This is a genomic window from Nocardioides terrigena (genome assembly GCF_003047265.1).
Classification (GTDB): Bacteria; Actinomycetota; Actinomycetes; order Propionibacteriales; family Nocardioidaceae; genus Nocardioides; species Nocardioides terrigena.
Map to the genome: position 1 here is coordinate 19,074 of NZ_PZYY01000009.1, position 18,733 is coordinate 37,806.

The 18,733-nt window shown below is 72.6% G+C and carries 20 protein-coding genes and 1 pseudogene; 5 read left to right on the plus strand and 16 right to left on the minus strand.

Features of this window, described 5'->3' with window-relative positions:
• Positions 1–82: 82 nt before the first annotated feature.
• Positions 83–799, plus strand: coding sequence for a hypothetical protein (locus tag DAE25_RS18350; protein ID WP_107767596.1), 717 nt, complete (start codon positions 83–85; stop codon positions 797–799).
• A 15-nt stretch (positions 800–814) separates the two neighbouring features.
• Here DAE25_RS18350 and dprA read toward each other — a convergent pair whose 3' ends face one another.
• From dprA to DAE25_RS18415, 14 genes and pseudogenes are all read right to left on the minus strand, one after another.
• Positions 815–1,993: a DNA-processing protein DprA gene (gene dprA, locus DAE25_RS18355; protein WP_107767597.1), complete on the minus strand. Its 1,179-nt coding sequence runs from the start codon at positions 1,991–1,993 to the stop codon at positions 815–817.
• The gene (locus tag DAE25_RS18360; protein WP_107767598.1) at positions 1,990–3,582 is read right to left on the minus strand and encodes a YifB family Mg chelatase-like AAA ATPase; all 1,593 of its coding nucleotides are present in this window, start codon (positions 3,580–3,582) and stop codon (positions 1,990–1,992) included. The genes dprA and DAE25_RS18360 overlap by 4 nt, the downstream gene beginning before the upstream one ends.
• Positions 3,582–3,968: a YraN family protein gene (locus DAE25_RS18365; RefSeq protein ID WP_107767599.1), complete on the minus strand. Its 387-nt coding sequence runs from the start codon at positions 3,966–3,968 to the stop codon at positions 3,582–3,584. The genes DAE25_RS18360 and DAE25_RS18365 overlap by 1 nt, the downstream gene beginning before the upstream one ends.
• A 140-nt stretch (positions 3,969–4,108) precedes the next feature.
• On the minus strand, positions 4,109–4,417 hold the full coding sequence (locus DAE25_RS18370) for a DUF2469 domain-containing protein (protein WP_056885608.1): 309 nt from the start codon (positions 4,415–4,417) through the stop codon (positions 4,109–4,111).
• Positions 4,414–5,151, minus strand: coding sequence for a ribonuclease HII (locus DAE25_RS18375; protein ID WP_107767691.1), 738 nt, complete (start codon positions 5,149–5,151; stop codon positions 4,414–4,416). The genes DAE25_RS18370 and DAE25_RS18375 overlap by 4 nt, the downstream gene beginning before the upstream one ends.
• A gap of 29 nt (positions 5,152–5,180) precedes the next feature.
• The gene (gene lepB, locus DAE25_RS18380; RefSeq protein WP_234411132.1) at positions 5,181–5,999 is read right to left on the minus strand and encodes a signal peptidase I; all 819 of its coding nucleotides are present in this window, start codon (positions 5,997–5,999) and stop codon (positions 5,181–5,183) included.
• A 59-nt stretch (positions 6,000–6,058) separates the two neighbouring features.
• Positions 6,059–6,409, minus strand: coding sequence for a 50S ribosomal protein L19 (gene rplS, locus DAE25_RS18385; protein ID WP_056885610.1), 351 nt, complete (start codon positions 6,407–6,409; stop codon positions 6,059–6,061).
• A 226-nt stretch (positions 6,410–6,635) separates the two neighbouring features.
• Complete coding sequence (locus DAE25_RS24005) at positions 6,636–7,118, minus strand: GNAT family N-acetyltransferase (RefSeq protein ID WP_234411144.1); 483 nt, start codon at positions 7,116–7,118, stop codon at positions 6,636–6,638.
• A pseudogene (gene trmD / locus DAE25_RS24010) lies at positions 7,095–7,787 on the minus strand (tRNA (guanosine(37)-N1)-methyltransferase TrmD); the annotation flags it as partial. The gene DAE25_RS24005 and the pseudogene trmD, both read right to left, overlap by 24 nt.
• A complete protein-coding gene (gene rimM / locus DAE25_RS18395) occupies positions 7,784–8,344 on the minus strand; it encodes a ribosome maturation factor RimM (protein ID WP_199907674.1) in 561 nt (186 codons plus the stop codon). The gene rimM and the pseudogene trmD, both read right to left, overlap by 4 nt.
• A 95-nt stretch (positions 8,345–8,439) precedes the next feature.
• A complete protein-coding gene (locus DAE25_RS18400) occupies positions 8,440–8,682 on the minus strand; it encodes an RNA-binding protein (protein ID WP_056885612.1) in 243 nt (80 codons plus the stop codon).
• A gap of 5 nt (positions 8,683–8,687) precedes the next feature.
• Positions 8,688–9,221: a 30S ribosomal protein S16 gene (rpsP, locus tag DAE25_RS18405; RefSeq protein WP_107767602.1), complete on the minus strand. Its 534-nt coding sequence runs from the start codon at positions 9,219–9,221 to the stop codon at positions 8,688–8,690.
• Between the two features lie 185 nt (positions 9,222–9,406).
• The gene (locus tag DAE25_RS18410) at positions 9,407–10,063 is read right to left on the minus strand and encodes a GNAT family N-acetyltransferase (RefSeq protein ID WP_107767603.1); all 657 of its coding nucleotides are present in this window, start codon (positions 10,061–10,063) and stop codon (positions 9,407–9,409) included.
• A gap of 43 nt (positions 10,064–10,106) precedes the next feature.
• The gene (locus tag DAE25_RS18415; protein WP_107767604.1) at positions 10,107–11,192 is read right to left on the minus strand and encodes an amidohydrolase family protein; all 1,086 of its coding nucleotides are present in this window, start codon (positions 11,190–11,192) and stop codon (positions 10,107–10,109) included.
• Positions 11,193–11,314: 122 nt separating this feature from the next.
• Between DAE25_RS18415 and DAE25_RS18420 the strand changes: the two genes are divergently transcribed.
• Positions 11,315–12,463, plus strand: coding sequence for a ScyD/ScyE family protein (locus DAE25_RS18420; protein WP_107767605.1), 1,149 nt, complete (start codon positions 11,315–11,317; stop codon positions 12,461–12,463).
• 6 nt (positions 12,464–12,469) lie between these two features.
• Here the strand turns inward: DAE25_RS18420 and DAE25_RS18425 are convergent, their stop codons facing one another.
• Both DAE25_RS18425 and ffh read right to left on the minus strand, forming a co-directional pair.
• Positions 12,470–12,838 (minus strand): hypothetical protein, encoded by a 369-nt coding sequence (locus tag DAE25_RS18425; RefSeq protein ID WP_056885619.1) that lies wholly within the window; start codon positions 12,836–12,838, stop codon positions 12,470–12,472.
• Positions 12,839–12,849: 11 nt separating this feature from the next.
• On the minus strand, positions 12,850–14,409 hold the full coding sequence (ffh, locus tag DAE25_RS18430) for a signal recognition particle protein (protein ID WP_107767606.1): 1,560 nt from the start codon (positions 14,407–14,409) through the stop codon (positions 12,850–12,852).
• A gap of 138 nt (positions 14,410–14,547) precedes the next feature.
• Here ffh and DAE25_RS18435 point away from each other — a divergent pair, with 138 nt between their 5' ends.
• The 3 genes from DAE25_RS18435 to DAE25_RS18445 all read left to right on the plus strand — a co-directional run bounded on the left by DAE25_RS18435 (position 14,548) and on the right by DAE25_RS18445 (position 18,676).
• Positions 14,548–16,374: a helix-turn-helix domain-containing protein gene (locus DAE25_RS18435; RefSeq protein ID WP_234411133.1), complete on the plus strand. Its 1,827-nt coding sequence runs from the start codon at positions 14,548–14,550 to the stop codon at positions 16,372–16,374.
• A gap of 97 nt (positions 16,375–16,471) precedes the next feature.
• Complete coding sequence (locus DAE25_RS18440; RefSeq protein WP_107767607.1) at positions 16,472–17,263, plus strand: 3-hydroxybutyrate dehydrogenase; 792 nt, start codon at positions 16,472–16,474, stop codon at positions 17,261–17,263.
• 42 nt (positions 17,264–17,305) lie between these two features.
• A complete protein-coding gene (locus DAE25_RS18445; protein WP_107767608.1) occupies positions 17,306–18,676 on the plus strand; it encodes an MFS transporter in 1,371 nt (456 codons plus the stop codon).
• Positions 18,677–18,733 lie beyond the last annotated feature (57 nt).

Consider the following 18,733-nt stretch of genomic DNA (forward strand, 5'->3'; position numbering starts at 1 on the left):
GAGGTCGTCGGTGTGCAGGGTGGGCTGACCAGCCATCCCTCGGAGGTCCACCGTGCGAAGAGTCCTTGTCAGTGCGTGCGTCATGCTCACCACGGTCGCCGGGGGCCTGGTCGGCATCGTCTCCCCTGCGGGCAGCGCCACCGGTCCCGGCGGTGAGGTCCATGTCCAGGCCCGGGCCTTCGAGGGCTGGGACGACACCTTCACCGGCACCATCCGCCTCGGTTGCCGGCCCGGGCTGGCGGCCGACGGGGTGCACGTGTCCTTCAGCCAGGGCGGGAAGACCTCCCCGGAGCGCGAGATCTCCACCGGGCCCGCCTGCACCGGCACGTTGCGGCGCCAGGACTATCGCAGCGACGAGGGCTTCCACCCCGGCAAGGCGGTGGTCCACGTGCGCATGGTCCTGGTCGATGCGGTGACCGGCGCTCCGCGGGGTGAGGTCACCGTCTCCGAGAGCGTCTACGTGCGTCCGGCGGCCAAGGTGGTGCTCCCCAGGACCGCCGAGATCCGCCCGGACGGGGTCCTCGCGGTCCGCGTCCGGATCAGGTGCGACCGGCCGTGGGCCAACTACGCGTCCTTCGTGTCCGCGGACCAGCGGCAGGGCGCCTCCTTCGCCTCCCGGGTGGTGGAGGACGTGCCCTGCGACGGGACCTACCACCGTCGCACCGCCGTGTTGACGTCGGAGGAGGAGCGGGAGTTCCGTGCCGGCTGGGTGCGGCTGACCGGTGAGGTGGTGCTCGAGAACGCCGACCTCGAGCTCGGCCTCGAGGCCTTCGCCTCGCGGGCCGCCCTCGCGCAGTAGCCAGAGGCACCACTCCTAATCACCTGCCGACCGGAGGTCGCGCAACCCGGGCTCGGGGTCGACAGGCTCGTCGCGGGCCAGCCGCCACCCGTCCTCGGTGCGCCGGACCCAGCCGGCGGACGCCAGCCGCTCGAGCGCTCCCTGCACGTGCTGGAGGGCTATCCCGGCCGCGACCGCGATGCTGTCGGCCCCGGCCAGTCGGCCCACCGGGACGGCGTCGAGCACCCGCTGGTCGCGCCGGTCGAGACGGTCACGCGGGCGGGTCGGGGCCCGCGGCACCTCGACGAGGTGGTCCCCCGCCGCTCCCACCAGCTCGAGCACCTCGGCCCCGGAGGTGACCAGGTGCATCGAGCCCTTGCGGATCTGCTCGTGCACGCCTTGCGAGGTGATGCTGGTGACCGGGCCCGGGACGCCCATCACCACGCGGTTGAGGACCTCGGCCCAGCGCGACGAGCTCAACGCCCCGCTGCGGATGGCGGCCTCGACGACTACCGTGCCGACCGACAGGGCGGCGATGAGCCGGTTGCGGCCGAGGAAGCGCGATCGCAGGGGCGCACTGCCCGGTGGCACCTCCGACACGATGAGCCCGGTCGCGCCGATGTGGTCGATGAGCGGGCGGTGGGCCGTGGGGTAGGCGCGCTCGGGGCCGCAGGCCAGCACCGCCACGGTGGTCCCCCCGGCCGCCAGCGCGCCCCGGTGGGCGGCCTGGTCGATCCCGGCCGCCGCCCCGGAGATCACCACCATCCCGGCCCGCGCGGCGCCCGCGGAGACATCCGCGGCGACCCGCTCGCCGTACGTCGTGGCGGAGCGTGACCCGACCACGGCGACCATCGGCGGCAGCCCGTCGAGGCGGCACGGCCCGCGTAGCCAGAGCCCGACCGGGACGCCGCCGAGGCCCGAGTGGGATACCTCAGGACGGGCCAGGTCGTCGAGGCGGGCCGGCCACTCGGTGTCGCCCGGGACGACGAACCGGATGCCGAGCCGCTCGGCCTGCTCGAGCTCGCGCACCGGGTCGACCGATCCCAGGCGCTCGGCGAGGTCGCGCTGCGCCTCGTCCAGGGTGGCCTGCGCCAGCAGGCTGTCGAGCACGGCCCCGGCCCCGAGGTCGCGGACCAGACCGCACAGGCGCGGGTCACCGGGCTCGCCGATGCGGCTGAGCACCACCCGCGACAACCGGTCCGGGAGGCGGCTCATCCGGCCATCCTCAGGTCGTCGCTGGAGAGCGGCTCGGCGGTGCGCAGCCGCAGCGCGAGACCCACCTCGGAGGGCCCGGGCCGCGGCACGCCACGCAGGTCCGCCACGGTCCATGCGACCCGCTGCACACGGGTCACCCCGCGGCGGGTGAGGGACCCGTCGCGCAGGCGGTCGTCGAGCAGGCGCTGCCCGTCCAGCTCGAGCGGCCACTCACGCGCCAGCACCGGTCCCGGGACGACGCCGTTGAGCAGCCAGGACCGACCGGCATAGCGCTCGGCCTGGGCAGCCCGGGCCCGCTCGACCCGGGACCGGACGGTGGCCGAGTCGACCCGCGGCGCGAACCTGTCGTGGGCGGCCTCCGCGCTGACCGGCTCCACGTCGCGCCAGATGTCGATGCGATCGACGATGGGTCCCACCAGCTTGCGACGGTAGGCGTGTCGGGCCGGCTCGAGGCAGGTGCAGGCCGTGGTGACCGATGCGCTGAAGTTGCCGCACGGGCACGGGTTGGCCGCCAGCACCACCATCGAGCGGGCCGGGAAGGTCGCCGACTCCTCCCCCCGCGCCAAGGTGATCTCTCCGCTCTCGAGGGGCTGGCGCAGGGCGTCGACCACGTCGGCGCGGAACAGCGGGAACTCGTCGAGGAAGAGCACCCCGTGGTGGGCGCGACTGATGCCACCGGGTCGCACCCGGCCGGTGCCGCCGCCCACCACGCTCGCCTTGCTCGCGTCGTGGTGGGGAGCGAAGTAGGGCGGCCGGTGCACGAGTCCGTCGCCGTCGCGCAGGAGCCCGGCCAGCGAGTGCAGCGCGGTCACCTCGAGGGCCTGCTGGGTGGTGAGGTCGGGCAGGATCGTCGGCAACCGCTCGGCGAGGCTGGTCTTGCCGGCCCCGCGGGGGCCGTTGAGCATGAGGTGGTGCCCGCCCGCGGCGGCGACCTCGAGGGCGTACTTGGCGTCCTCCATGCCATCGAGGTCGTCGAGGTCGAGTGGCTCCACCGCCCCTCGCCCGGGAGGCAGCAGCGAGGTGCGGACCGGCCCGGCGACCGGGGCCGCGTCGGGCACCTCCTCACCGTTGAGCTCGGCGACGACCTGGGCGAGGGACCGCATGCCGAGCACCTCCATGCCGGGGACCATCGCGGCCTCGGCGGCCTGCGTCTCCGGCACGAAGACCCGACGGATCCCGCGGGCCGCCGCGGCGATCACCATGGGGAGCACCCCGGTCACGGGACGCAGGCTGCCGGAGAGCGACAGCTCGCCGATGAAGACGGTGGCATGCAGGGACGCGGCCGGCACGGCACCGCACGCCGCCCTGACCCCGACGGCGATGGCCAGGTCGAAGTGGGTGCCGCTCTTGGGGAGGTCGGCCGGGGCCAGCAGGATGGTCACCCGGAAGGTCGCCGGCCAGGTGTCGTCGGGCGTCGGCGCACAGTTGTTGATGGCCATCCGGACCCGGTCGCGTGCCTCGTGCAGCGATGCGTCGGGCCGGCCCACCACGAAGGTGCCGACCACCCCCTTGGAGACGGCCACCTGCACGTCGATCAGGTGCCCCTCGGCGCCGACCAGGGCGATCGAGCAGGCGGTCGCGACCTGCATCAGCCCAGGCCCGGGACGTGGTCGATCTCGACCGGTCCCCGGCGCGGGGAGATCACGCAGACCATGTCGAGCCGAATGTCCATGGGCCGGACCTCGTGGACGCGCAGCCACCGGGCCGCGAGGGCGCGCATGCGGGCCACCTTGCGCTCGGTCACCGCCTCGTGGGGCGTGCCGAACGCCGTGCTGGAGCGCGTCTTGACCTCGCAGATCACCAGGGTGGTGCCGTCGCGCAGCACCAGGTCGATCTCGCCGAGGTCACAGCGCCAGTTGCGGTCGAGCACGGTCATCCCCTGCCGGGACAGGTGCCGGGCGGCGAGCTCCTCGCCGTACGCTCCGAGGCGCTGCTTGGCGGTCGGCCGCGGGGCGGGTGGGGGGAATGTGGTCATGGCGGGCCTCCTTCGTGGAGACCAGCACAGCGGTGGGCGCGGACGACCGGGAGGCCCGGCCGCGCATCTGTGGAGGGAGTCGTCCGGCCCGGGGGCTGGGGACGGCAGGTGGCCCGTGACCGGGCCCGCTCGGACCCGGCTCAGCCCTTGGGCGGGTCGATCTCCTGCGGGGCGAGCTCCTCGACGTTGACGTCCTTGAAGGTCAGCACCTTGACGTTCTTGGCGAAGCGGGCCGGGCGGTACATGTCCCACACCCACGCGTCGGCCATCGACACCTCGAAGAACACGTCACCGTTCTCCGTGCGCGCCTTCACGTCGACCTGGTTGCAGAGGTAGAAGCGGCGGTCGGTCTCCACGACGTACTTGAAGATCGAGACGACGTCGCGGTACTCCCGGTAGAGGGTGAGCTCCATCTCGGTCTCGTACTTCTCGAGGTCCTCCGCGCTCATGCGTCCTCCTCCGTGTCTGCCCTGCTGCCGGCCTGCAGGTCGACACTAGTGGCAGGCTCCAGCGCCGGCTCCAGCCCCGCCGCGCGGCGTACGTTGACGAACCGCATCCGGTGCACGGGAGCCGGCCCGTGCGCGGTCAGGGCCGCCGTGTGGGCGTCGGTGATGTAGCCCTTGTGGGTCTTGAAGTCGTACGCCGGGTAGTCGGCGTCCATCGCCACCATGAGGCGGTCCCGGGTCACCTTCGCGAGCACCGAGGCGGCGGAGATGCACGCCGCCACCCGGTCGCCCTTCCAGACCGCCAGCCCCGGCACCTCGAGCCCGTCGACCGGGAACCCGTCGGTGAGGACGTAGGCCGGCCTGGTCTCGAGCAGCGCCACGGCCCGGCGCAGGGCCTCGACGTTGGCGACGTGCATCCCGAGCCGGTCGCAGTCCTCGTTGTCGATCACGACCACCGACCAGGCGACGGCACGGCGCACGACCTGGGCGTAGACCCGCTCCCGCGCAGCCTCGGTCAGCAGCTTGGAGTCGGCCAGCCCGGGCACGATGCCGGCCCTGCCCGCCGGCAGGATGCAGGCGCCCGCGACGAGCGGACCGGCGCAGGCGCCCCGCCCCGCCTCGTCGACGCCGGCGATCGGGTCGATCCCGGCGCGGCGCAGCGCGCGCTCGTAGCCGTAGAGCCCGGCGTCACGGCGTACGGCCGCTCCGCTGGGCAGGTGCGGGACCGGCTCGACCATGGCGCTCGCCTGACCGCTCGCCTGACCGCTCACGCGGGGTCGGGCACGTCCTCGAACGTGCCCGGCCGGGTGACCCACTCGAAGCGGTCGCGCGGCCAGAGCAGCACGAAGACCTTGCCGACGACGAGGTCGACGGGGACGAACTCGGGGCCGGGGACGCAGTCGGTCTCCTTCTCGAGGTTGCACATGCGCAGGCTCGAGTCGGCCGAGTGGGCGCGGTTGTCGCCCATCACGAAGACGTGCCCGTCGGGCACCGGCTCGGACGTCCAGTCCTTGGAGCACTGGTTGACCATCGGGCCGGCGCACTCCACCGACGGGTCCTGCTTGACGTAGTCGCCCTCGTCGAGCGGCTGGCCGTTGACCATCAGTCGGCCCTGCTCGTCGCAGCAGCTGATGACGTCGCCCTCGACGCCGATCACCCGCTTCACCAGGTGCCCGCCGGTCGGGTACAGGCCGACCCTGGCCATGACCTTCGGGATCGTGCCGGTGGGGCCGGCCGCCTCGGAGGCCGGGAGCCAGCCGCCCGGGTCCTTGAAGACGACGACATCGCCGCGCTGGGGGGCACCGCCGCCCCAGTAGGAGACCTTCTGCACGAGGATCCGGTCGTTGCGGACCAGGCCGGGCTCCATCGACTCCGAGGGGATGTAGAACGCCTGGAGGAAGAGCGCCTTGATGACGATCGCGAGCACCAGCGCGACGCCGAGGAGCAGGATCGTCTCCTGCCACAACGGGAGCTGGCGCCGGGCCGGCTTGCCCGCCCCGGACCTCGACGTGGTCCGGGCAGACGACGACCGCGGCCCCTCCTCGCCCATGTCGGTCGGGGTGGAGCCGCGGTCGGGTGAAGTCACTCGCAGAGACTAACCAGAGCTTGGCTGATCTCCGCGTTCGCGTCGCGGAGCGGTCTCGCTCAGAACTCGCGGCGCTCCTTGATCTTCGCCTTCTTGCCGCGCAGGTTGCGCAGGTAGTAGAGCTTGGCGCGGCGCACGTCACCGCGGGTCACGACCTCGATCGTCTCGAAGATCGGGGAGTGGATCGGGAAGGTGCGCTCGACGCCGACACCGAACGAGATCTTGCGCACGGTGAAGGTGCGACCGACGCCCGAGCCGTGGATGCGGATGACGACGCCCTGGAAGACCTGGACGCGCGAGCGGCTGCCCTCGACGACCTTCACGTGGACCTTGATGGTGTCGCCGGCGCGGAAGGCCGGGACGTCGCTGCGCAGCTTGTCGCTGACGAGCTCATTGAGAACGTTGGTCATGCTTGCTCCTCACGAGTGCCACAGGCCAACCGCGGAATCGGATGGTTGATCGGGTGGTCGCGCCGTGCTGGCCGGCGGCGTCGCGCACCCCCTGTGGCAGGTGTTCGTCGCGGATCCCCCGGGTGCGTGCATCGGGGCGATCGTTTGGCCGGCGTGACCAAGGGTCGAGTTTGCCAGATCGCCGCGCGCGCCGCGAAATCGGGCGTCCACACCGCTGAGGCCGGACTCAGCCGCGACGCTTGGTGAGCACGACCGCGCCCGGCGGCGCCTTCAGGTCGGGCCGCATCCGGTAGCCCGCCTTCTTGTACATCCGCAGGTTGCCCGCGCTCCGGGCGCCCGTGAAGAGCAGGTACGACGTCGCGTCCGGCGGCGCCGCCGCCTCGGCGTGCTCGAGGAGGAACCGGCCGATCCCCTGGCCCTGGAGGTCGGGGGCCACCATCAGCCGGCCGATGTCCCACCCGGCCCGGCTGGTGAGGCGGGCCCGGACCGAGCCGACCAGCCGGCCGGCGCGGCGTACGACCCAGGTTTGGTGGGCCTCGAGTCCGGCCCGCACGTCGTCCAGGGACTCGGTCAGCGCGGGGATGACGACGCCCGGGTTGGCCTCGAGCTCCTGGAGCCAGCAGGCCCGCTGCAACGTGTAGAGCTCCCCCGCGTCCGCCGGCACGGCCGGGCGGACCTCCTCGTCGCCCGGCACGGACGAGGGGGACACGAGGTCGGGACGACGCTCGGCCGTGCGGCGGACGGCCTGCTCGCGGCGCCACGTGGCGATCCGGCCGTGGTCGCCCGAGAGCAGCACGTCGGGGACGTCGAGGCCGCGCCAGCTGGCGGGCTTGGTGTAGACGGGGTACTCGAGCAGGCCGTCCTCGTGGGACTCCTCGACGAGGGACTCGGCGTTGCCCATGAAGCCCGGGAGCAGCCGGACGACGGCCTCGGTGATGGCCAGCGCGGCCACTTCTCCCCCGTTGAGGACGTAGTCACCCAGGGAGACCTCGCGGACCTCGCCGAGGGTGCCGGCGTGGTCGATGACGCGCTGGTCGATCCCCTCGTAGCGCCCGCACGCGAAGACCAGGTGCTCGCGCGTCGAGAGCTCCCGGGCCAGCGCCTGGCTGAACGGCTCGCCGCTGGGGGTGGTGAAGACGATGGTCGGCCGGTCGGTGGCGACCTCGTCGAGGGCCGCGCCCCACGGCTCGGGCTTCATCACCATGCCGGCGCCGCCGCCGTACGGCGTGTCGTCGACCGTGTGGTGCCGGTCGGTCGTCCAGGACCGGAGGTCGTGGACGTGGAGGTCGAGCAGCCCCTTGTCCCGGGCCTTGCCGGGCAGGCTCAGCGACAGCGGCGCGAGGTAGTCGGGGAAGATCGACAGGACGTCGATCCTCACTGCCGGGCCTCGTCCTCGTCCGGGAAGGGCGCCACCAGCCCGGGACGGTCGGCGATGACGACCCGGCCTGCGGCGAGGTCGACCTCGGGGACCAGCGCGGCGACGAACGGGACCAGGGTGTTGCGCCCGTCGGGGGTGCGGATGGCCAGCAGGTCCTGCGCGGACCCGTGCTGCAGGCCGGTGACCTCGCCGAGGTGGGTGCCGTCGAGGTCCTCGGCCGCGAGACCGATCAGCTGGTGGTCGTAGTACTCGTCGGGGTCCTCGGGGGCCTCGTCCGGGGCGATGGTGGTGTGCAGGACGATGCCGCGCGCGGCCTCGGCGGCACTGCGGTCGCCGATCTCCGCGAAGGTGGCGAGCAGGACGTTGGTGTGCCACTTGGACCGGACCACGGTGAGCGTCCGCAGCGGGCTGTGGGACCCCTGCGGCGGCTGGGCCCGCAGCGTCGTACCGGGCGCGAACCGACGCTCCGGCTCGTCGGTGCGTACGTCGATCGTCACGTCGCCCCGGATGCCGTGCGGCTTGCCGATGCGACCCACGACGACCTCGATGTCTTCCACGGCGTCAGGGTATCGAGCACCGGACCCCGGACATGCAGGAGGCGCCCCTCCCCGAGCGGGGAGGGGCGCCTTCCGGTGGTGCAGGTGAGTGCTGCTCAGCGTCGGCGGTCGACGTCCACGAAGTCCACGCGCGCGCCGGCCCGACCCGCGAGGGCCGAGACGACGGTGCGGAACGCCGTGGCGGTGCGGCCGTTGCGGCCGATCACCTTGCCGAGGTCGTCGGGGTGCACCCGGACCTCGAGGATCGACCCGCGACGCAGCTGCTTGTCGCGCACCGAGACGTCGTCGGGATTGTCGACGACGCCGCGGACCAGGTGCTCGAGCGCCTCGGCGAGCATGCTGCTCAGGCCTCGCTCTTGCCGGCGTCCTCGGCCGTGACGGTCTCGGCCGTCTCAGCCTCCTCCGCGGCACCCGCAGGCGTCTCGGAGGCGGGGACCTCGGCGGGAGCGGCCGCGGCCTTGGGCTCCTCGACCTTGGGCTCCTCGGCCTTGTCGGCCTTCTTCTTGGAGGTCGTCGCGGCGCCCTTGGGCTCCTTGGCGGCCTCCTTGAGGGCCTCGTTGAAGATCTCGAGCTTGTCGCGCTTGGGCTCCTTGACCTTCAGGGTGCCCTCGGCGCCGGGCTCGCCCCGGAACTTCTGCAGGTCACCGGTCACCTTGAGGATGGCGGCGACGGCCTCGCTGGGCTGCGCGCCCACGCCGAGCCAGTACTGCGCCCGCTCGGAGACGACCTCGATGTACGAGGGGTCCTCCTTGGGGTGGTACTTGCCGATCTCCTCGATGACGCGACCATCGCGCTTCTTGCGCGAGTCGACGACGACGATGCGGTACTGCGGCACCCGGATCTTGCCCAGGCGCTTCAAACGGATCTTGACGGCCACGTCTGTGGTGTCTCCTTGCGAGTGGAAGGTGGTGAGGGGCCCGCAGACCAGGTGGGGACCGGGTCGGACTTCCTCGGGGGGCGCGCCGACGACCGGGATAGAGGGTCCGTCCGCTGGCGCGACTCAGCGAGACATTGTGCCAGAGCACGTGTACGCCGCCCAATCCGGCACGGCACGCCCGGCGCTCACCCCTCGACGTCGAGCCCGATCGAGCGCCGGAACGCCTCCACGCCCTCCACCTCGAGGCGCTGCGGCCCGCGGCGGAAGGCCTCAGGGGTCAGCAGGAGCTGGGTCATGTCGGCCTGCTCGTCGCGGCGGCGGTATCGGAAGGTGCCGTTGGCGACGTAGCCGACCTTGGCGCTCACGGTGAGCGACGCCGGGTTGTCGGTGAAGGCCCCCGAGGTGATCTCGGTGAAGCCGAGGTGGTCGAAGAGGAACGCGCACATGACCTGGCGCATCGCGGTGCCGAGCCCGCGGCCCTGGTGACCGCGACCGAGCCACGAGCCGGTCTCCCCGGTGCGGGTGACGAGGAAGTCGGAGGTGTTGACGCCCTGGACACCGACGACCTCGCCGCGGTGCAGCACGGCCAGGTTGAGCACCCAGGAGGCCGGCGAGAAGTCCGCGCGGCAGCGCCAGTGGTACTGCGCGAAGCTGCGCAGGAAGTCCTCGGGGGCGGCGTCGGTCCACGGGAACGAGAAGGGCATCCGGGCCGGGTCGTGGACACCGCGGGCGGCGAGGTCCCCCAGCTCGACGACGAGGTCGTCGGTGACGCCCCGCAGCTCGAGGTCTCCCGCGACCACCCGGAGGCCGAGGGCGGGCAGGGCGTCGGCAACGGTCGTCATGGCGTCATCCCACACGTCACACGGGCACCACGGCAAACGCGTTTCAGGCCGCGCGTCCCGCGACCAGGCGTCCGCGCAGGACGACGTACGACGGCTCGCGCAGCACGGTGAGGTCGGCGAGCGGGTCGCGGGGGTAGACGACGAAGTCCGCCGGCGCCCCTTCGGACAGGTGGGGGTTCCACCCGAGCCACTCCCGCGCCCGCCAGGACGCGGCACCGAGGGCGTAGTCGGCCGGCAGGCCCAACCCGGCCATCGCGACCACCTCACCGGCGATGTTGCCGTGCCGGCTCACTCCCCCGCCGTCGGAGCCGGCGTAGAGCGCCACCCCGAGCTCGTACGCCGCCATGATGGTGTCGCGCTGGCGGGCGTGCAGGTCGGTCATGTGGTCGGCGTACTGGGGGAACTTGTCGCGACCCGCGTCGGCGTACTGGGGGAACTTGTCGATCTGCATGACGGTCGGCACCAGCGCGATGCCCCGCTCGGCCATGGTCTGCGCGAGCTCGGTCGACAACCCGGTGCCGTGCTCGATGCAGTCGATCCCGGCCTCGACCAGTCCCGGCAGCACCCGCTCGCCGAAGCAGTGCGCGGTCACCTTGGCGCCGTGCTCGTGCGCCACGGCGATCGCGGCCGCGAAGTCCTCGGCCGGGAAGCTCGGTGCGAGGTCGCCCTCGTCGCGGGAGATCCAGTCCCCGACGAGCTTGACCCAGCCGTCCCCGGCGCGCGCCTCGCGGGCCACCGTCTCCACCAGCGACTCGGGCTCGACCTCGTGGGCGTAGTTGCGGATGTAGCGACGCGAGCGCGCGATGTGCCGCCCGGCGCGGATCAACCGCGGAAGGTCGTCGCGGTCGTGGACCCACGACGTGTCGGCCGCCGACCCGCAGTCGCGGATCAGCAGCGCCCCCGCGTCGCGGTCCTCGACGGCCTGCGCCTCGGTCGCCGCCTCGTCGACGGCACCGTGGTCGTCCAGCCCGATGTGGCAGTGCGCGTCGACGAGCCCCGGCACGATCCACCCGCGTGCCTCGGTCGTGGCGCCGGGCTGGGGCTCGTAGGTGATGGTGTCGCCCACGACGTACACGTCGCGCACCTCCCCGTCGGGGAGGACCGGTCCCGAGAAGCGCAGTGCAGTCATGGGCCAGACCGTAGCGGGTGCGCCGGGAACGGGGTGCCCCCGAAGTTCCCATTTGGGCGATGACAGGCACCGGGTCGAGGACGACAGTCGGAAAGGTCCTTTACTTCCCGGAGGTGTGATCCATGCTCAGAACCCGTGCCCCGCTCGCCGCCGCCGCTGCCGCCGTCGCGTCGACCGCCCTGGCCACCACGATGCTCGCCGTACCCGTGCAGGCCGACGACTCGGGCGGACCGGCCGGCGCCCCGCCCTGGAAGACGGTGGCGACCGGCCTCGACAACCCCCGGCTCCTCTCCTTCTCCGGCCGCGCGCTCTACGTCGCCGAGGCCGGGGTCGGTGGATCCGGCCCCTGCGTCGAGGGCCCCGAGGGCGAGTCCTGCTTCGGCCTCTCGGGGGCGATCACCCGCATCACCCACCACGGCTCGCGGCGGGTCGTGACGGGCCTGCCGTCCCTGGCCTCACCCGAGGGCGGCGGGGCGATCGGTCCCTCCGACGTCGTCGTCCCCGGCCATCGCCGGGGCTCGAAGCACCACTTCGCGGCCACGATCGGGCTCGGCAACGCCCCCGAGGTGCGCGACACGTTCGGCGACGCGGGACGTGCGCTGGGCACCGTCGTCACGGGCAGCCTCAAGGGAGGTCCCGTCCACATCGTCGGCGACCTCGCGGCGTACGAGGAGAAGCGCGACCCCGACGGCAACGGTCCCGACTCCAACCCGACCGGGCTGATGCGAGACGGCGGGTCCGTGGTGGTCACGGACTCCGGTGGCAACTCCCTGCTGCGCGTACGTCACCACCGGAGCACCAGGACGCTCGCGGTGTTCCCGAACACGGAGGTGCCCAACCCGTTCGTACCGGGCGAGGTGGTCCCGATGCAGGCCGTGCCCACCTCGGTGGTCCGGGGTCCCGACGGCGCCTACTACGTCAGCCAGCTGACCGGCTTCCCCTTCCCGGCGGGCGGGTCGAGCATCTGGCGGGTCGTCCGCGGCGAGGAGCCGACCGTCTACGCGACCGGGCTCACCAACGTCACCGACCTGGCGTGGCACAAGGGCTCGCTCTACGCGGTGCAGCTCTCGTCGGCCGGTCTCCTCAACGAGCCGCCCGAGGCGCTCCCGACCGGCTCGCTCGTGAAGGTGGCGCCCGGCGCGGCACCCACCCCCGTCGCGGAGGGTCTGCCCGCGCCGTACGGCGTGGCCCTGCGTGGTGGCAAGGCCTTCGTGACGACGTGCGCGGTGTGCCCCGACGGCGGGTCGGTGGTGTCGATCGAGCTGGACTGAGAGGGATCAGACCTGGTCGAGCAGCCACGAGGGACTCATCGCCCGCGCGCCGAGACCCTCGCAACGGCCGCGCAGCACGTGGTCGGCGCTGATCAGGACGACCTGGTCACCCCGCTCCCGACGGGCGGCGACCTCCGCGATGATGGCGGAGTCGCCGTCCTTCGGCGCGTGCACGGTGACGACGTGCTGGTCGCGCCCGGGGCGCACGCCGGCCTTGGCGCCGCCCTCGAGCACCAGCACGATGACGTCGTACGCCGTGTCGCCGACGAGCAGCCGCTCGTGCAGCCTCCGGGCCGCGCCGGCGCGGTCCTTCCACCAGCCGTCGGGCACCGACCCGACGACGTTGGCGGCGTCGACCACCAGCACGGACCTCACCGGACGGACCCTCACTTGAGGAACTTGGAGAAGTCCTTCGGCAGGTCGAGGGCCGCGGCGGCCTTCTCGTAGTCGACCTCGTCGTTGTTGCCGAAGGGGTTGGCGGGGCGCTCAGCGGCTGCGGCCTTCGCGGCCGCGGCCTCCTGCGCCGCCTTGGCGGGGTTGCCGGAGGTGCGCTTGCCCTTGCCCTTCTTGGGCTGGGCCTTGGTCTTGCCGCGCTTGCCCGCACCGGGCATCGCGGGCATGCCCGGCATCCCGGGCATGCCGCCACCGCGGGCCATCTGCTCCATCATCTTGCGCGCCTCGAAGAAGCGGTCGACGAGCTGGTTGACGTCGGAGACCTGCCGACCGGAGCCGCGGGCGATGCGCGCCCGGCGCGACCCGTCGATGATCTTGGGGTTGTCGCGCTCGGCCGGCGTCATCGACTGGATGATCGCCTGGATGCGGTCGATCTCCCGCTCGTCGAAGTTGTCGAGCTGGTCGCGGAACTGCCCCATCCCGGGCAGCATCCCCATGATCTTGGACATCGAGCCGAGCTTGCGGATCTGCTGCATCTGCTGGAGGAAGTCCTCCAGCGTGAAGCCGCCCTTGGTGCCGAGCTTCTCGGCGGCCTTGAGGGCCTCCTCCTGGTCGAAGGCCTTCTCGGCCTGCTCGATCAGGGTGAGCATGTCGCCCATGTCGAGGATGCGCGAGGCCATCCGGTCGGGGTGGAAGAGGTCGAAGTCGGTCATCTTCTCGCCGTTGGAGGCGAACATGACCGGCTTGCCGGTGATCGAGGCGATCGACAGGGCGGCACCACCGCGCGCGTCACCGTCGAGCTTGGTGAGCACCACGCCGTCGTAGCCGACGCCGTCGAGGAACATCTGGGCCGTGGTGACGGCGTCCTGGCCGATCATCGCGTCGACGACGAAGAGCACCTCGTCGGGCTGCACGGCGTCGCGGATGTCCGCGGCCTGGCGCATCAGCTCGGCGTCGACACCGAGGCGACCGGCGGTGTCGATGATGACGACGTCGTGGACCTTGCGCTTGGCCTCCTCGACCGAGGCGCGGGCCACGGCCACCGGGTCGCCGACGCCGTTGCCGGCCTCGGGAGCGAAGACGGGTACGCCGACGCGCTCACCGTTGACCTGGAGCTGCTGGACGGCGTTGGGCCGCTGCAGGTCGGCGGCGACCAGCATCGGGGTCTTGCCCTGCTCCTTGAGCCACAGCGCCAGCTTGGCGGCCAGCGTCGTCTTGCCCGCGCCCTGGAGGCCGGCGAGCATGATGACGGTCGGGCCGGTCTTGGCGTAGCGCAGCCGGCGGGTCTCGCCGCCGAGGATCGCGACGAGCTCGTCGTTGACGATCTTGACGACCTGCTGGGCCGGGTTGAGGGCCCCGCTGACCTCCTCGCCGCGGGCGCGGTCCTTGACCGCCGCGACGAACTCCTTCACCACGGGCAGCGCCACGTCGGCCTCGAGGAGCGCGATGCGGATCTCGCGGGCGGTGGCGTCGATGTCGGCCTCGGACAGCTTGCCCTTGCCGCGGAGGTTCTTGAAGGTGTCGGCGAGCCGGTCGGAGAGAGTGGCGAACACGGTGGGAGATCCCCTGGGATTCGGAAGCGGTGACGATGGGTGTCGAACGAGGGCCCAGCCTAACGGTCACCCCCCGCGGTCGGGTCGTCGGCGAGGACGCCCCGGCGCGGCCCCGCCGTGCTGGGCCATGATGTCGCCGTGTCCCGCTCCTTCCTCGACCTCCTGTACGACGAGGCGGCCCGCTCGCACTTCGACGAGCTGCTCGCCTCGGCGACCGCGGCGGCGACCGACGAGGAGGAGCGCGCCCGGCTGCGGGCGGACTACGACGTCGCCCTGCGGCTGCGCGAGCTGATCTCTCGCCAGCGCTCCCGCGAGGCCGAGCTGTCCGCGCTCTACGAGACCGCCAGCGATCTCACCGCGATCCGCGACGTCGACGCCATCCTGGCCGCGATCGTGCGCCGGGCCCGGCAGCTGCTCAACGCCGACATGACCTACCTCTCGCTCAACGACGAGCTCGACGGGGCGTCGTACATGAAGGTCACCGACGGCGCCCTCACCCCGGAGTTCAGGCGGCTGCGGCTCCCGCTCGGCACCGGGCTCCTCGGCCTGGTGGCGCAGACCGGAGCGCCCTACTTCACCGAGGACTACCAGGCCGACTCCCGCTTCGTGCACCGCACCTACATCGACGAGGCGGTCGACGGTGAGCGGATCCGCGCCATCCTCGGCGTCCCGCTGGTGCTCGACGGACGGGTCATCGGCGCCCTCCTGGCGGTGCACCGCACGGTCCGCAAGTTCCCCCCGGCCGAGGTCTCGCTGCTCACGTCCTTCGCCGCGCACGCCTCCGTGGCCCTGGAGAACGCCCGCCTCTTCGCCGAGCTCGACACCGCCAACCGCAACCTCACCGAGCACACGTCGGCGGTCGAGTCGGCGGCAACGGCGCACGACCGGCTCACCGACCTGCTGCTGCACGGCGGCGGAACCGACGAGATCGCCCTGGCCCTCGGGGACCTCCTCGGCGGCCGCGTGGCGGTGCTCGACCCCTCGGGCGAGCGGGTGGCCGGCGACGGCGACCTGGACACCTGGCGCGAGGCGGTCGCCGAGTCCGTGGCGTCCGGGCACTGCGTCCCCACTCCCCGCGGCTACGTCGCGGCCGCGACGGCGGGCAGCGAGCACGTCTCGACGGTCGTCATCGAGGGGCCGCCGCTGTCCAGCGCCGAGCAGCGCACGCTGGAGCGCGGCGCCCTGGTGACCGCCCTGGTGGTGCTGCTGGCGCGCACGGTCGCCGAGGCGGAGGAGCGCATCGGCGGCGAGCTGCTGCGCGACCTCCTCTCCCCCACGCCGTACGACGCGGCGCTGGTGCGCGAGCGTGCCCGCCGGCACGGCGCCCAGCTCGACGGTCCCCTGGTCGTCGCCGTGGCCGGCCCCGCCGAGGGTGACCGCCCGGCGACCACCCGGGCGGCTGCCCGGCTCGCGGACACCCTGCACGGCGTGGCCGGCGAGCACGAGGGCGCCGTGGTCCTCGTCGTGCCGGAGGGGGACGCCCGTGGCGTCGGCGACCAGCTGGCCGCCGCGGTGACCCGCGCGGGGGCGGCGGCCACGGTCGGGGTGGCGGGTCCGGCGCCGGCCGCCGAGGTCGCCGTGACCTACGGCGAGGCCCGCGGGTGCCTCGAGACGCTGCTGACCCTCGGCCGGGTCGGGGAGGTCACCGACCCCGCCGGGCTGGGGGTGGCGCGGCTGCTCCTCGGGGCCAACGGTCCCGGCCAGCTCGCCGAGTTCGTCGACCGGGAGCTGGGTCCGATCGCGGCCTACGACGCCCAGCGCGGCACCAGCCTCGTGGCGACCCTCGACGCGTGGTTCGCCAGCGGCGGGAGCCTCAAGGACACCGCCGCGGCCCTCCACGTGCACCCCAACACGGTGACCCAGCGCCTCGAGCGGGTCACCGGCCTGCTGGGCGATGCGTGGCGGGCCCCCGAGCGTGCCCTGGACCTCCAGCTGGCCCTCCGGGTGGCGCGGCTCCAGGCATGACGGCCGCCTGAGATGGTCCTACAACACATCTCGCGGGCAATGTTGTATGGACGCGGACCATGTGCCGACCGTCACAGGCGGGCCTAACGTCAGGGCCATGTCCCCGAACTCCCCCGCGCCCGGCGCTGTCCTCAGCCCCGGGCCCACCCCCCTGGAGGGACGCCGAGCACTGGTGACCGGCGGTGCGAGCGGCATCGGCGCCGCCGTCGCCGGCCACCTCGCCGCCCTCGGAGCGCACGTCACCGTCCTGGACCTCGACGAGACCGCCGCCAAGGAGGTCGCCTCCGTCCTCGGCGGCGACGCCCTCGGCCTCGACCTCACCGACGCCGACGCGATCGACTCCGCCGCCCTGGACGCCGACATCCTCGTCAACAACGCCGGCATCCAGCACGTCGCGCCCGTCGAGGACTTCGACCCCGAGCGGTTCCGGCTGATCCAGCGCCTCATGCTCGAGGCCCCGTTCCTGCTGGCCCGCAAGCTGCTGCCCGGCATGTACGACCGCGGCTGGGGTCGCATCGTCCACGTCTCGAGCGTCCACGGGCACCGCGCCTCGCCGTACAAGGCGGCGTACGTCAGCGCCAAGCACGGCCTCGAGGGCCTCTCCAAGGTCATCGCGCTCGAGGCGGCCGGCAAGGGCGTCACGAGCAACACGGTGTGCCCGGGCTACGTCCGGACGCCGCTGGTCGAGGGCCAGGTCACCGACCAGGCCCGGGCCCACGGCATCGACGAGTCGGAGGTCCTCGACACCGTCCTGCTCGCCCGCACCCCCGTACGCCGCCTCGTCGAGCCCGACGAGGTCGCGCGTGCCGTCGCCGGCTTCTGCCTCCCCGGGAGCGACTCGATGACCGGGTCCTCCCTCCTCATCGACGGCGGCTGGACCGCCGCCTGACCACGCACCTCGCGTGATCCGCCTGAAAGGAACACCCAGCACATGACATCCCCCGTCACCCACCCCACCCAAGCGGAGCAGGGGCCCGGCGAGACCAACATCGTCAAGGTCGTCTTCGCGTCCCTGATCGGCACCGCCGTCGAGTGGTACGACTTCTTCCTCTACGGGTCGGCCGCGGCGCTCGTCTTCGGCACCCTGTTCTTCCCGGAGAGCGAGCCGGCCGCCGCCACCATGCTGGCGTTCGGCACCTATGCGCTCGGCTTCGTGGCGCGTCCCCTCGGTGGCATCGTCTTCGGCCACTTCGGTGACCGGGTCGGCCGCAAGAAGATGCTGGTGACCTCGCTGCTCCTCATGGGTGTCGCGACCTTTGCGATCGGTCTCCTCCCGACGTACGCGACCATCGGCCTCGGCGCCCCGATCCTGCTGCTCGCGTGCCGCCTGGTCCAGGGCTTCGCCGTGGGCGGCGAGTGGGGCGGCGCGGTGCTGATGGCCGCCGAGCACGGCGAGGACTCGCGTCGCGGGTTCTGGTCCTCGTGGCCGCAGGCCGGCGTGGCGCTGGGCAACCTGTTCGCCACCGGCGTGCTGTGGCTGCTCGCGGCCTTCCAGTCCGACGACGCGTTCCTCGCGTGGGGCTGGCGCATCCCGTTCCTCCTCAGCGCCGTGCTCGTCATCATCGGCCTGTGGGTCCGCCTCTCGATCGAGGAGTCGCCGGTCTTCAAGGAGGCCCACTCCGAGCTGTCGACCTCCGAGAAGCAGCACGTCCCGCTCTTCGAGGTCATCAAGAAGTACCCCCGCGAGGTCCTGGTCGCCATGGGCATGCGGATGGCCGAGAACATCTCCTACTACCTGTTCACCGTCATCTCGATCACCTTCCTGACGACGTACGTCGGCACCACCGGCGACAAGGGCATCATCCTCAAGGCGCTGCTCATCGGTGCCGTCGTGCACTTCGTGACCATCCCGCTCATCGGGGCGCTGAGCGACAAGGTCGGCCGCCGGCCGCTGTACGTCGCCGGTGCCGTCGGCGTCGCGGCGTGGTCGTGGATCTTCTTCGACCTCATCGCCAGCAAGTCCGAGACCAAGATCCTGCTCGCCGTGGTCGTCGGCCTGGTCCTGCACGCGCTGATGTACGCCCCGCAGGCGGCGTTCTTCTCCGAGCTGTTCGGCACCTCGGTGCGCTACACCGGCGCCTCGGTGGGCTACCAGCTGGCCTCGATCTTCGCCGGCGCGCTGGCCCCGATCATCGCCATCAAGCTGCTCGGCCCGGCCACCAACGGCGCGATGAACGTGGACAGCGTCGCGATCTACATGACGATCGCCTCGGTCATCACGCTGGTCGCGGTGTTCTTCGCCAAGGAGACCGCGCGCTCCTCGCTGCGCCACGACCGGGTGCTCGACAACGCCCACAAGTAACCAGCCCCGTCCCCGGACGCCCTGCTCGGCCACGTGCCGGGCAGGGCGTCCGTCTGT